The following is a 13,193-nucleotide window of genomic DNA, read 5'->3' as shown; positions in this document are numbered from 1 at the left end:
AAAAAAGAAAGAGTGGCGATATAGTGTATATTGCTGCCTTCTTTCTGTTTGGATAAAGACGATGATGAAAAAAGAAAAAATAGGATTTGCTGGTCTGCAGTTACTAGCCTACATTACTTTCAGCCTTTGCATGTCAAATTTTATTCCTTATATGGCACAAATGGGCTACAGCAGCCTAGAAAGAAGTTATGCTCTGTCGGCCTACGCTGTTTTGACAATCCTATTGCAACTATTTTTTGGTTTTCTATCAAATGCCTTCCAAACTTCCAAATGGATTTCTCTAGTTTCCCTTTTTCTTTTGGGATTCTTTGCTAGTCTTCTTTTTGGACTCAACCAGGATTCTCTTGTCCTAGTTGTCCTCCTAGTGGGTTTTTGCGGTGGTCTGGTGAATAGCCTCTGCAGCCTCATTGATACCTGGATTATGGGTGTCAATTTGACTATGGCTGAGAACCTTTCGCGCCTAAAGGTATTTGGTTCTATTGGTTGGACTCTGGGTAGTCTTTCTTCTACTCTCCTCATTAATTATTTTGGTTTTAAGGGTATTACATTGGCGGTTCTGACTTTTACTTTAGGTATTCTATCATTTTCTCGCCGTTTGCCTGATAGTTGTCACCAAAGAAGAAAGGATCCAGAGACAGTTTCTGCTGTTAACCTGATCAAAAACAAGCCCTATCTCTTTCTAGTTTTCATTTTATTTCTACTCTATGGTTTGGTAGTGGCTAACACAGGAATTGTGGTTGACAAAATGCTAGCTCTAGAAGCTAGTCAATTTGAAATCTCTCTTAAATGGGCTATGGGATCACTATTGGAAATTCCGATGTACTTCTATAGTATGAAGCTAATTCATAAATATGGTAATCAGCATCTCTTACTTCTGTCCTCTGCTATCTTTGTTCTGCAATTCTTAGGTTTTTCATTGGCTCAGGGGAGTCTCTATATTGTCCTTTTTAGTAGTCTCCAAGCCCTCACGACTCCTATTATCCTCATTACTTCTAAATTTCTTATTGCGGAATTGGTTCCAGTTAATTTGCAAAGTAGTAGCCAGATGATAGCCATGAGTATCTATATGGGTGGTTCTTCTCTACTGACTCCTCTTATCAGTGGCTACTTGGGAAGTTGGTTAGGTTTCAATTTAACCTTAGCGCTTTATGCCTTTTTAGCTCTGGTCATCTTTATTTCCTTATACCTTTGGATTCAATTTAAGCCTCGGCTTCAAGAAAATGATTGCTAAATAAAAAACCAAACCTGGTCAATCCAGGTTTTTTGCATGTGAAAAGTTCCCATTTGAAGTGCTCAGCCCGCTAGTTTGACAGGCTTTGTTCTTCCATTGCTTCATTCAGCCTATTTTTGCACACAAAGTTGTGTGTATCTTGGTCTTTTTGTTTACGCTTACAAAAACTATAATAAAGCCATAGGAAATCAAAACAATATTAAAAGGAGATTCTATCATGGATGCATTACTAACCCCATTAAATTGGTTTTCGCAAAATATTTTGCAAAACCCAGCCTTCTTCGTAGGTTTATTGGTATTAATTGGATACCTACTATTGAAGAAGCCTCTGCATGATGTTTTTGCAGGTTTCGTGAAAGCGACCGTTGGTTATCTGATTCTTAACGTAGGTGCTGGAGGATTGGTAAATACTTTCCGTCCCATCTTGGTTGCCCTTGCTAAAAAGTTTAGTCTTGAAGCTGCAGTTATTGACCCTTACTTTGGTTTGGCAGCTGCCAATGCTAAATTGGAGGGAATTGGTTTTATCTCTGTTGCTACAATAGCCCTCTTGATTGGTTTTGGGGTCAACATTCTCTTGGTTGCTCTTCGTAAATTGACCAAAGTGAGAACTCTCTTCATCACTGGTCACATCATGGTGCAACAAGCAGCCACTATCTCGGTATTTGTTCTTATTCTCATTCCGCAATTGCAAAATAGTTGGGGTGCTTGGGCAGTTGGTATTATTTGTGGTCTCTACTGGGCTGTTAGTTCAAACATGACGGTGGAACCAACACAACGCTTAACAGGCGGTGGTGGTTTTGCTATCGGTCACCAACAACAATTTGCTATTTGGTTTGTAGATAAAATTGCTCCATTCTTAGGTAAAAAAGAAGATAACCTAGACGATCTTAAATTACCATCTTTCCTTAGTGTCTTCCATGATACAGTAGTTGCATCTGCAACTCTCATGCTCGTTTTCTTCGGTAGTATCCTTCTTGTCCTCGGACCAGAAATGATGTCTAATGCAGAATTGATTGGTGCAGGTGCTTACAACCCAGCTAAACAAGCTTTCTTCATGTATGTTATTCAAACAGCCTTTACCTTCTCAGTTTATCTCTTTATCTTGATGCAAGGTGTTCGGATGTTTGTAACAGAATTGACCAATGCCTTCCAAGGTATCTCAAGTAAACTTCTTCCTGGTTCGTTCCCAGCGGTTGACGTAGCAGCATCTTATGGCTTTGGTTCGTCAAATGCAGTCTTGTCAGGATTTGCTTTCGGTTTAGTTGGTCAATTGATCACTATTGCTCTCTTGGTTATTTTTAAAAATCCAGTCTTGATTATCACCGGTTTCGTACCAGTATTCTTCGATAATGCAGCCATTGCTGTTTATGCTGACAAACGGGGTGGTTGGAAAGCAGCGGTTGCTTTGTCCTTTATCTCAGGAGTGCTCCAAGTTGCCCTTGGTGCGATTGCAGTAACCCTTCTTGGTTTAACAGGCGGTTATCATGGAAATATCGACCTCGTTCTTCCTTGGTTGCCAATCGGTTACATCTTCAAATCCCTTGGAGTTATCGGCTACGGTCTTGTCTGCCTCTTCTTCTTGCTTATCCCTCAATTACAATTTGCAAAAGCAAAAGATAAAGAAGCTTACTATCGTGGCGAAGTCCAAGCTGACTAATAAAAAAACAGAAAACCTAGGCTGGATAAGCATATCCTAGCCTTGGTTCCTTTATAGAAAATAAATATTGGAGGAAAATAATATGGTTAAAGTTCTTACAGCATGTGGTAATGGTATGGGTTCATCCATGGTTATCAAAATGAAAGTTGAAAACGCTTTGCGTCAATTGGGCGTAACAGATATCCAATCAGCATCTTGCTCAGTTGGTGAAGCCAAAGGTCTAGCTTCTAGCTATGATATTGTCGTTGCTTCAAACCACCTCATCAAGGAATTGGAAGGGCGTACAAAAGGCCACCTGGTTGGTCTTGATAACCTGATGGATGACAATGAAATTAAAACAAAATTACAAGCTGTTTTGTAATCTTTTAGAAAATAGAGGTGCTTTCATAGCTTGGAGGCACCTCCCTCTTTAAAAGGAAGAGACTTGAAGGGAAGGAAATGATTATGAATTTAACAAAAGCCTTTAAAGAAAATAATTCTATTCGACTGGGGCTACAAGCCACAACTTGGCAAGAAGCTATCAAGTTATCAGTAGAACCACTCATTGAAAGTGGAGCTGTGGTAGAAAAATACTATGAAAACATTATCGCTTCTACAGAGGAACACGGTCCTTACTATGTCCTCATGCCTGGAATGGCGATGCCTCATGCCATGGCTGGTGACGGTGTCAACCGTGATGCCTTTTCATTGGTCACTTTGAAAGAGCCGGTTGCTTTCTCAGATGGGAAAGAAGTTTCAGTTCTTCTCTGTTTGGCGGCAACCAGTGCAGCTATTCACACATCGGTAGCCATTCCACAAATTATCGCTCTGTTTGAATTGGAAAATTCCATTCAGCGTTTAGTAGATTGCCAAAGTCCAGAACAAGTGCTTGCGATGGTAGAAGAGTCAAAAAATAGCCCGTATCTTGAAGGACTTGACTTGGAAGGCTGATGCGTAACTTATTATTACCTTTAACTACTTTGTCACCTTACCTTGCTGACCATTATATATCTGCGGTTTCGTTCCTTGTATTAGAGGTAAAATAAAGTGCACAGTCCGTGATTCTAAGGGGTTCTCTCAATTAGCAAAAATTATTTAAACAGAAAGATGTTCCATCAATTAGAAAGTAGGAAAATATATGACAAAACATATCCCAAATTTACAAGTTGCCCTCGACCACTCTGACTTACAAGGAGCTATTAAAGCTGCTGTATCTGTAGGTGCAGAAGTTGATATTATCGAAGCTGGAACGGTCTGTCTTCTCCAAGTTGGTTCAGAATTGGTTGAAGTTCTTCGCAGCCTCTTCCCTGATAAATTGATTGTAGCGGATACCAAATGTGCGGATGCTGGTGGTACGGTTGCGGCCAACAATGCGAAACGCGGTGCAGACTGGATGACCTGTATCTGTTCAGCAACGATCCCAACTATGAAGGCAGCTCTCAAGGCTATCCGAGAAGAACGTGGTGACCGGGGGGAAATCCAAGTCGAACTTTATGGAGATTGGACCTATGATCATGCCCAACAATGGTTGGATGCAGGAATTTCTCAAGCTATCTATCACCAATCGCGCGATGCTCTTCTTGCTGGCGAGACTTGGGGCGAAAAAGACTTAAACAAAGTCAAGAAATTGATTGAGATGGGCTTCCGTGTGTCTGTAACAGGCGGTTTGGATGTAAATACTCTTAAACTCTTTGAAGGAGTGGATGTCTTTACCTTTATCGCGGGTCGTGGTATCACCGAAGCACCAGATCCAGCAGCTGCAGCGCGTGAATTTAAGGCTGAAATCAAGCGTATCTGGGGGTAGTTTATGACACGTCCGATTGGTATTTATGAAAAAGCGACTCCCAAGCATTTTACCTGGTTGGAGCGGCTCCAATTTGCAAAAGAGCTCGGTTTTGACTTTGTGGAAATGTCTGTGGATGAATCAGATGCCCGCCTCGCCCGCTTGGAATGGACCAAGGAAGAGCGCTTGGATATTGTCAAGGCTATCTATGAAACAGGTGTCCGCATTCCAAGTATCTGTTTCTCTGGTCACCGTCGCTATCCTATGGGGTCAAATGATCCTGAAAAAGAAGCTAAGTCGCTAGACATGATGAAAAAATGCATCGAGTTGGCTCAGGATTTAGGCGTTCGCACTATTCAACTAGCGGGTTACGATGTTTATTATGAGGAGAAGTCTTCTCAAACAAGAGCACGTTTTATCAAAAATCTTCGGAAAGCTTGTGATTGGGCAGAAGAGGCTCAAGTTATTCTCTCTATCGAAATTATGGACGATCCTTTTGTTAATTCGATTGAGAAATATTTAGCCATTGAAAAAGAAATTGATTCACCTTATCTTTTCGTTTATCCTGATACAGGCAATGTCTCTGCTTGGCACAATGACCTCTGGAGTGAATTTTACAATGGACACCGCTCTATTGCAGCTCTTCATTTGAAAGATACCTATCCAGTCACAGAAAACTCTAAGGGGCAGTTCCGTGATGTGCCATTTGGTCAGGGATGTGTCAATTGGGAAGAAATGTTTGATGTTATCAAACGCAGCAATTACAAGGGGCCATTCTTGATTGAAATGTGGTCTGAAAATTGTGAAACGGTGGAAGAAACACGTGTAGCCATTCAGGAAGCACAAGCCTTTCTTTACCCATTCATTGAGAAAGCAGGTTTACGCTAATGCCAAAAGATTTACAAGAAATGCGGCAACGGGTCTGTGCAGCCAACAAATCCTTGCCAGAACACGGCCTGGTCAAATTCACATGGGGCAATGTATCTGAAATTTGCCGTGAATTGGGCAGAATTGTCATCAAACCATCGGGTGTGGACTATGACAAATTAACACCTGAAAACATGGTGGTGACAGACTTAGATGGTCAGGTGGTCGAAGGAGACCTCAACCCATCATCTGACCTAGCAACCCACGTGGAACTCTACAAGGCATGGCCAGCTATTGGTGGGATTGTTCATACTCACTCAACCGAAGCAGTTGGCTGGGCGCAGGCAGGACGTGATATTCCCTTCTACGGAACCACTCATGCGGATTATTTCTACGGGCCGGTGCCATGTGCACGTTCTCTTACCAAAGATGAGGTGGAATTAGCCTACGAGATGGAAACTGGAACGGTCATCATCGAGGAATTTGCTCGTCGTGGTCTAGATCCAGTAGCGGTACCAGGTATTGTTGTCCGCAATCATGGACCATTTACTTGGGGCAAGGACCCGGCTCAGGCAGTTTATCATTCCGTTGTCTTGGAAGAAGTAGCCAAGATGAGCCGCTTTACAGAGCAAATTAACCCACGGGTTGAGCCGGCACCACAATATATCTTAGACAAGCACTACCTCCGCAAACACGGACCAAATGCCTATTATGGTCAAAAAGGGGATAACCACTAATTGTCAAGGTAAGACAGACTTTCAAATGGGAAGTCTGCTTTTTTGTCAGAGGATAAATGCAGCATTAATGTGTTATAATAGGAAGTATTTAATTTAAGGGGGCATTATGATTTTACTAGATAAAAAAAGTTACCATCTTCTGTCTTATTTGGTGAATCTCAATGAACCAGAGACCGTCATGACTATCTCGAAAGAACTTGGACAGTCTCGTCGAAAGATTTATTATCATCTGGAAAAAATTAACGAAGTCTTACCAGAGCAGGTGGAACAAATTGTTTCTTATCCACGAGTCGGTATTCTACTGACAGGTGAACAGAAGAAAATTTGTCAGGAACTCTTGGATGAACTAGACGATTATTCCTATGTGATGAGCGTGGGAGAACGCCTACAGTTGACTTTGACCTACATAGCCATTTCTAAGGAGCGAGTGACAATTGAGAAACTGATGGCCTTGCATGATGTTTCGCGAAATACCATCCTCAATGACCTCAATGATATTCGCAACAAACTCTCCAATGAGGAATACGATATTCATCTCAGAGTAACAAAGGCACGTGGCTACTATCTGGAATGTCACCCTTTGTCTAAAATTCAATATCTCTATCGCTTGCTCTACTCCATTTATACAGAGGGCAATAGAGGCTTTATTGCGATCGTTAAAGAGAAGATTCTTGATTTAACAGAATTCGGACGCTATTTTTCTGATGAAGTGAATCATTACTTAAGTATTAAGATCTCATCTGCCCAAGAACGTATGGGTAAAAAAATCAATCCCAATGATAGCCAATTTATGGTTCAAATATTGCCTTACCTGCTCTTAAGTTATAAAAGCATTGACTTGACTGATCAGGAAAGAGATTTTGTTCGCAAGGAATTTGCATCAACCTGGCAACGGATCGAATTTGTGCTGGCAACAGAGATTGCAGAAGAATTAACAGCACAATTTGATTTACAATTAGATACAATTGAAATCAGTCTAGTTGCCATGTTATTGCTGTCTTTTCGCAAGGACCAAGATGTGCATCTGGACAGTAAAGACTACGCAGAGATGAAAGAAAACTTAAAGCTATTTTTACAGCATCTGCAAGTAAATTTTGGTTTTGCTTTTAACAACTATAGTGGTTTGCTGGATCAGCTACTCATGCATTGTAAGGCTATGATTTATCGCAAGACCTACGGTATCCTGTCTATTAATCCCCTTACGAACCATATCATAGGAAAGTATCCAGAACTCTACACAGCAACTCAGAAAAGTATCTATATCCTTGAACAAGCCTGGAGAATTAAGATGTCGGATAGCGATATCGCCTACATTGCGATTCATTTAGGTGGAGAATTAGAAAATTCTAAGAGCAGTTACAGCAAAAAAAGCGTTACTCTTGTTTGTGATGAAGGTGTCGGTGTTCAGAAACTATTGCTTAGTCAGTGCAAACAATGCCTGCCCAACTGTGATATCAATATTTTTACATCCGAACAATTTTATAGTGTCAGTGACATTTTAGAAACGGATATGGTTGTCACTACTGGTGATGCACTTGAAACCAAGTTTCCAAGTATCCTTATTCATCCCATTCTTAGTATCAATGACATGGTACGCTTGCTTCGTTTTTCAAAAACAAATAGTGGACAAGTGGAATCGAATTTTAGCCAAGAATTGGTGAAATACCTTCAAGCCTACGTTCCTGAATGTCAGGAAAGGCATGCATTAGTGGCCAAAATTGAACACTTAGTGCGACAAGAATTGATTGAAGATTAATCGGTAAATCAGATAGAACATCCTGTAAAGATATTATAGGGTGTTTTTGTATCTAGTCGAGTTCTATTTCAGCCTATTTTTGTACACATGGCTGTGTATATCTTGGTCTTTCCGGAATAGATGATTGGGTTTATACTGATAATGAAATAATACTCTTTGAAAATCAACAGTATAGTTTATTAAAGCTCCATGCTGACCATTTGGTATGTCTGTGTCGCTTTGCCGCATCTATTTTTGATTTTCTTTGAGTATAAAATATAAAAAACTTATCGGAGGCAATCAACTATGGCAAATGTAAAAGATATTACGCGTGAATCATGGATTTTGAGCACATTCCCAGAGTGGGGAACATGGCTCAATGAAGAAATCGAAGAAGAAGTGGTGCCAGAAGGCAACTTTGCCATGTGGTGGCTTGGTAACTGTGGTGTTTGGATTAAAACTCCTGGTGGGGCCAATGTGGTCATGGATCTTTGGTCCTCTCGTGGAAAATCAACTAAGAAAGTCAAGGATATGGTTTGGGGTCACCAAATGGCGAATATGGCTGGTGTCCGCAAATTGCAACCAAACTTGCGCGTGCAACCGATGGTTATTGATCCATTCGCCATTAATGAATTGGATTACTATTTAGTCTCACATGTTCATTCTGACCATATTGACATTTCTACTGCTGCAGCTATTCTTAACAATCCAAAATTGGACCATGTGAAATTTGTTGGTCCAGTAGGTTGTGGAAAGATTTGGGAAGGTTGGGGAGTACCAAAAGATCGCATCATCACCATTGCACCAGGAGATAGCTTTGAATTTAAAGACATCAAAATTCATGCTGTTGAATCCTTTGACCGAACCTGCTTAGTTACTCTTCCGATTGAAGGTTATGAAGAAAATGGAAATAGTCTCAAAGGTCTTCCAATAACAGATAAACTCATGGCCAGCAAGGCGGTTAACTATGTATTTGAAACACCTGGCGGAACCATTTACCACGGGGCAGATTCTCACTTCTCAAACTACTTTGCAAAACATGGCCGTGACTTCAATATCGATGTTGCCATTAACAATTACGGCGATAACCCGATCGGTATCCAAGATAAGATGACTTCTATCGATCTCCTTCGTATGGCTGAAAACCTACGTGCCAAAGTCATCATTCCAGTTCACTATGACATCTGGTCTAACTTCATGGCTTCAACAGATGAAATCATTCAACTCTGGAAGATGAGAAAAGAACGCCTCCAGTACGACTTCCATCCATTCATTTGGGAAGTTGGTGGCAAATACACCTATCCAATGGACAAAGAAAAAATCGAATACCATCACCCACGAGGCTTCGATGATCACTTCTTAGAAGATTCCAATATCCAATTCAAATCGTTACTATAATAAAAAAATAAAACCTGGGATTTTCCGGGTTTTTTCACAAGAATTCGAGAATCTGGCTATGATGATGACATAAATAGTGATAATACAAGACGAATTGAAGTCGGAAAGAAAGATAGTATAGAAGTACTTAATGGGAGGTTTGTAGAAATTCCAGAACCCGCAAAGCTAAAATTGACAAAGAGATAAGATTTAAATTTACGATACAAAATTTTATAGATAAGATCTCCTAGTGAGGTCTTTTTTTAACCCTATCTTTTCCAAATTGTCTGAAAATTTGATATAATAGGAAAAATAGAATTTGAATTGGAAGGATTTGAGTATTAGCAAGGGGAGTTTTGAAGAACTGAACCCGAGTTAAAAGGGAAAACTTGCTTGGCGTGAGTAGAAAGCTTTGCTTGATCTCATTTCCCGATTGACAAGGTTCCCCGAACCTTGTCAACGCTCTTGGTATCATCATTATGACTGCACAAAAAATGACTGCACAAAAAATGACTGCACAAGAAATTATCGCATTTATCGGCAACGCGGAGAAGAAAACCAATGTTAAGGTGACTTTTGAAGGGGAATTGGCAGGAGCTCTTCCAGCTTCGGTTGTCAAATTGAGCAACGTTCTCTTTGGTGACTGGAAAGACATCCAGCCCTTGCTTGCTAACCTGACAGAGAACAAGGATTATGTGGTGGAGCAAGATGGTCGCAATTCTGCTGTACCATTGCTGGATAAACGGGCTATTAATGCTCGGATTGAGCCCGGTGCTATCATCCGTGACCAGGTGACGATTGAAGACAATGCAGTCATCATGATGGGAGCCGTCATCAATATCGGTGCTGAAATCGGTGCAGGAACTATGATTGACATGGGTGCTATTCTGGGTGGCCGTGCAACGGTTGGGAAAAACAGCCATATCGGTGCGGGTGCTGTGCTGGCTGGTGTCATCGAGCCTGCTTCAGCGGATCCAGTTCGTGTGGGGGACAATGTTTTGGTCGGTGCCAACGCGGTGGTCATCGAAGGCGTGCAAATCGGTAGCGGCTCTGTTGTTGCTGCTGGTGCCATCGTGACGCAAAATGTTCCTGAAAATGTTGTCGTTGCAGGTGTTCCAGCCCGTATCATCAAGGAAATCGATGAAAAAACCCAACAGAAGACAGCTTTGGAAGATGCACTAAGAAACCTTTAAGATTATCTTTTTGTCTTTATTCGTCGTCAACTTGTCTTAATGGACCCTCAGTCCTATTTAAGACTGCGTTTCCTAGATTAAAGGCAAAAATCTAAATCTTAAATATGAAGTTGTAAAGATTAAGGCTTGTGGCAACACAGGCTTTTCTACTAATGTATTATAAAAAGGAAAACTTCTTATGACACTTGATCTAATTGCTATCCGCCGTGATTTACACCAAATTCCAGAGATTGGTTTGGAGGAGTTTAAAACACAAGTCTACCTCTTGGAAAAAATTGCCAAGCTGACAGCTGGCAAAGACTTTGTAGAGCAAAAGACTTGGCAAACGGGCATTCTAGTCTTTGTAAAGGGATTTGCCCCTGAAAAAACCATTGGATGGCGGGCAGATATGGATGGCCTACCAGTGACAGAAGAGACAGGTTTGGATTTCAAGAGTCAACATGAAGGTCGCATGCATGCCTGTGGGCATGACTTCCATATGACCATTGGTCTCGGTCTTCTCCATGAACTGGTGCAAGTACAACCCAAAAACAATATTCTGTTTCTCTTCCAACCAGCTGAAGAAAACTTGGCAGGTGGGATGCTGCTCTATGAAGATGGGGCTTTTGGTGAGTGGAAACCGGATGAATTTTACGGCCTACACGTGAGACCTGACCTCAAGGTGGGAGACATTGCGACCAATACAGGGACTCTTTTTGCCGGAACTTGTGAAGTATGGGTGACCTTCAAAGGCAAGGGCGGTCATGCCGCTTTTCCACATGAGGCTAATGATGCCTTGGTGGCGGCTGCCCACTTCGTGACCCAGGTGCAGACCATTGTCAGCCGTAATGTGGATCCTATTCAGGGTGGTGTCGTGACCTTTGGGTCGATGCATGCGGGTACCACCAACAATGTCATTGCAGACACAGCGAAACTGCACGGGACTATCCGCAGTTTGACCCAAGACAATAGCCTTCTCATGCAAAAACGCTTGAGAAAAATCGCGGAAGGTGTAGCGGTGGCCTTTGATATGGAAGTGGAAGTGGTCCTCAATCAAGGCGGCTATCTGCCTGTAGAAAACAATCCAGACTTGGCAGGTCAACTAATGACTTTCTTTGAACAAGATGCAGCCACCAATCTGATCGCTTGTCCACCTGCCATGACGGGAGAAGACTTTGGTTACCTATTGCAGAAGATCCCAGGCGTTATGTTTTGGTTGGGAGTGGATACCCCTTATGCCCTTCATCATCCAAAGATGAGCCCTAAGGAAGAAGTTCTCCCCTTTGCAGTAGAAAAAATCTCTGCCTTTCTCCAGTTTCGAGCAAACTAATTTTTAAAGGACTATAAGATGAAAGGGTTAATATAATCAGCCCTTTCTTTTTCTTGAATGGACTGTCAGAAAATGGTAGAATGAGCAAATAATCATCTTTGAAAGGGAACGCATGAAAGAATCGATTCGTCAAGCTGTTTTAAAGCAATTAGATAAACAAGATAGACAAAAAAAGTCTGAAAAAGATCGTGTTATGACGGAGGAATTACTTGACAAAGCTGTCTATCAGTCTGCCCATACCATTGCGACTTATCTGCCTATGGACCATGAGTTTGACAGTTATTTCCTGATTGCCCAAGCTCAAGCAGACGGGAAACGAGTCTTAGTTCCTAAGGTAATCGGTCCTGGACAAATGGTTTTTTTGCCCTATGATCCTGAACATCTGCAAGAATCATACTTCGGCGTCTTGGAGCCCTCTCATGGCCAGGTTTTTTCAAAAGAAGCCATCGATTTGATTCATGTACCCGGTCTGGCCTTTAATGCGGAAGGTTACCGCATCGGACACGGTGGGGGTTATTATGACCGTTATTTAGCTGATTATCAAGGTGTAACTGTTAGCACCATCTATGATTTTCAGCAGGCAACATTTAAAGAAGAAGAGCATGATATTCCAGTTCAGGAGGTGATTTGTAGATGATTAATGAAATTAAAAGACAACCGGTTACCTTTAGCCTCTTGTTAGTTACTACGGTGGTTTTTATGGCCATTCAAATTTTTCGTTTTGGTGACACAACGAGTAGCCCAACTATCTTTGAATTTGGTGGCATGTACGGACATTATCTAAAGTATGATCCGAGCCAGATTTGGCGTCTTCTTACTCCGGTTTTTGTTCATATCGGTTGGCAACATTTTCTCTTTAATATTTTTGCTATCTACATCGTTGGACAACTAGCAGAGCAAATCTGGGGTTCTTGGCGTTTTCTGCTTCTCTACCTTCTGTCAGGTGTTATGGGAAATACTGTGACTCTCTTCTTTACACCAGACGTTGTAGCAGCTGGAGCCTCTACTTCAATTTTTGGCGTTTTTGCAGCTGTCTCAGTAGTGGGCTATTTCGGTCGTAATCCTTATCTGAAGCAAATGGGCCAATCCTATCAAGCTATTATTGTTGTCAATTTGATTTTCAATCTCTTTACGCCAAATGTCAGCTTTGTTGGTCATCTGGGAGGCTTAGTTGGCGGTTTATTAGCAGCGGTATTCTTGCCGACCATTAGTGAAAAACATATGTTTAAGAAAGAAAAGAGATTCTTAGCGCTGGCTCTCTATGTAGTCCTTAGTCTGGGCATGCTCTTCCTTGCTCTATAAAATAGAAAAAGCCATAGAAATCA

At 41.5% G+C, this 13,193-nt stretch carries 13 protein-coding genes; all 13 read left to right on the top strand.

The genetic code is table 11. The annotated features are described in order from the left end of the window. The first annotated feature begins 61 nt into the window (after positions 1–61). The 13 genes from BN1356_RS00405 (at position 62) to BN1356_RS00345 (ending at position 13,170) form a co-directional block, all read left to right on the top strand. Positions 62–1,231 (top strand): MFS transporter, encoded by a 1,170-nt coding sequence (locus BN1356_RS00405; protein ID WP_093649470.1) that lies wholly within the window; start codon positions 62–64, stop codon positions 1,229–1,231. Positions 1,232–1,448: 217 nt separating this feature from the next. Further along, positions 1,449–2,888 (top strand): PTS sugar transporter subunit IIC, encoded by a 1,440-nt coding sequence (locus BN1356_RS00400; protein ID WP_093649469.1) that lies wholly within the window; start codon positions 1,449–1,451, stop codon positions 2,886–2,888. Between the two features lie 82 nt (positions 2,889–2,970). After that, the gene (locus BN1356_RS00395) at positions 2,971–3,249 is read left to right on the top strand and encodes a PTS sugar transporter subunit IIB (protein WP_093649468.1); all 279 of its coding nucleotides are present in this window, start codon (positions 2,971–2,973) and stop codon (positions 3,247–3,249) included. A gap of 83 nt (positions 3,250–3,332) precedes the next feature. Then, positions 3,333–3,818, top strand: coding sequence for a PTS sugar transporter subunit IIA (locus tag BN1356_RS00390; RefSeq protein ID WP_093649467.1), 486 nt, complete (start codon positions 3,333–3,335; stop codon positions 3,816–3,818). A gap of 187 nt (positions 3,819–4,005) precedes the next feature. Then, positions 4,006–4,671: a 3-keto-L-gulonate-6-phosphate decarboxylase UlaD gene (locus BN1356_RS00385; RefSeq protein ID WP_093649466.1), complete on the top strand. Its 666-nt coding sequence runs from the start codon at positions 4,006–4,008 to the stop codon at positions 4,669–4,671. 3 nt (positions 4,672–4,674) lie between these two features. After that, positions 4,675–5,538, top strand: a complete 864-nt coding sequence (locus BN1356_RS00380; RefSeq protein WP_093649465.1) for an L-ribulose-5-phosphate 3-epimerase — start codon at positions 4,675–4,677, stop codon at positions 5,536–5,538. Next, complete coding sequence (locus BN1356_RS00375; protein ID WP_093649464.1) at positions 5,538–6,254, top strand: L-ribulose-5-phosphate 4-epimerase; 717 nt, start codon at positions 5,538–5,540, stop codon at positions 6,252–6,254. The genes BN1356_RS00380 and BN1356_RS00375 overlap by 1 nt, the downstream gene beginning before the upstream one ends. A 106-nt stretch (positions 6,255–6,360) precedes the next feature. Beyond that, positions 6,361–8,010, top strand: a complete 1,650-nt coding sequence (locus BN1356_RS00370; protein WP_093649463.1) for a BglG family transcription antiterminator — start codon at positions 6,361–6,363, stop codon at positions 8,008–8,010. Between the two features lie 285 nt (positions 8,011–8,295). After that, positions 8,296–9,387 (top strand): L-ascorbate 6-phosphate lactonase, encoded by a 1,092-nt coding sequence (ulaG, locus tag BN1356_RS00365; protein WP_093649462.1) that lies wholly within the window; start codon positions 8,296–8,298, stop codon positions 9,385–9,387. A gap of 473 nt (positions 9,388–9,860) precedes the next feature. After that, positions 9,861–10,559 (top strand): 2,3,4,5-tetrahydropyridine-2,6-dicarboxylate N-acetyltransferase, encoded by a 699-nt coding sequence (gene dapD, locus BN1356_RS00360; protein ID WP_093650025.1) that lies wholly within the window; start codon positions 9,861–9,863, stop codon positions 10,557–10,559. Positions 10,560–10,737: 178 nt separating this feature from the next. Beyond that, entirely contained in the window at positions 10,738–11,868 is a 1,131-nt protein-coding gene (locus tag BN1356_RS00355) for an N-acetyldiaminopimelate deacetylase (RefSeq protein ID WP_093649461.1), read from the top strand. Between the two features lie 112 nt (positions 11,869–11,980). Continuing rightward, positions 11,981–12,505 (top strand): 5-formyltetrahydrofolate cyclo-ligase, encoded by a 525-nt coding sequence (locus BN1356_RS00350; RefSeq protein ID WP_093649460.1) that lies wholly within the window; start codon positions 11,981–11,983, stop codon positions 12,503–12,505. Further along, positions 12,502–13,170 carry a rhomboid family intramembrane serine protease gene (locus tag BN1356_RS00345; RefSeq protein ID WP_093649459.1) on the top strand — a complete coding sequence of 223 codons (669 nt, stop codon included), beginning with the start codon at positions 12,502–12,504 and terminating at the stop codon, positions 13,168–13,170. Before BN1356_RS00350 ends, BN1356_RS00345 begins: the two co-directional genes overlap by 4 nt. The last annotated feature ends 23 nt before the right edge of the window (positions 13,171–13,193 follow it).

Source organism: Streptococcus varani (assembly GCF_001375655.1).
Lineage (GTDB): Bacteria > Bacillota > Bacilli > Lactobacillales > Streptococcaceae > Streptococcus > Streptococcus varani.
Note: the sequence above shows the minus strand (reverse complement) of the source record. Positions and strands in the feature narration are given on the sequence as shown.

Coding starts and splice junctions, on each gene's coding strand:
- BN1356_RS00370 (WP_093649463.1), top strand. CDS start 6,361: ATGATTTTACTAGATAAAAAAAGTTACCATCTTCTGTCTTATTTGGTG.
- BN1356_RS00400 (WP_093649469.1), top strand. CDS start 1,449: ATGGATGCATTACTAACCCCATTAAATTGGTTTTCGCAAAATATTTTG.
- BN1356_RS00395 (WP_093649468.1), top strand. CDS start 2,971: ATGGTTAAAGTTCTTACAGCATGTGGTAATGGTATGGGTTCATCCATG.
- BN1356_RS00355 (WP_093649461.1), top strand. CDS start 10,738: ATGACACTTGATCTAATTGCTATCCGCCGTGATTTACACCAAATTCCA.
- dapD (WP_093650025.1), top strand. CDS start 9,861: ATGACTGCACAAAAAATGACTGCACAAGAAATTATCGCATTTATCGGC.
- BN1356_RS00350 (WP_093649460.1), top strand. CDS start 11,981: ATGAAAGAATCGATTCGTCAAGCTGTTTTAAAGCAATTAGATAAACAA.
- BN1356_RS00380 (WP_093649465.1), top strand. CDS start 4,675: ATGACACGTCCGATTGGTATTTATGAAAAAGCGACTCCCAAGCATTTT.
- BN1356_RS00390 (WP_093649467.1), top strand. CDS start 3,333: ATGAATTTAACAAAAGCCTTTAAAGAAAATAATTCTATTCGACTGGGG.
- ulaG (WP_093649462.1), top strand. CDS start 8,296: ATGGCAAATGTAAAAGATATTACGCGTGAATCATGGATTTTGAGCACA.
- BN1356_RS00385 (WP_093649466.1), top strand. CDS start 4,006: ATGACAAAACATATCCCAAATTTACAAGTTGCCCTCGACCACTCTGAC.
- BN1356_RS00375 (WP_093649464.1), top strand. CDS start 5,538: ATGCCAAAAGATTTACAAGAAATGCGGCAACGGGTCTGTGCAGCCAAC.
- BN1356_RS00345 (WP_093649459.1), top strand. CDS start 12,502: ATGATTAATGAAATTAAAAGACAACCGGTTACCTTTAGCCTCTTGTTA.
- BN1356_RS00405 (WP_093649470.1), top strand. CDS start 62: ATGATGAAAAAAGAAAAAATAGGATTTGCTGGTCTGCAGTTACTAGCC.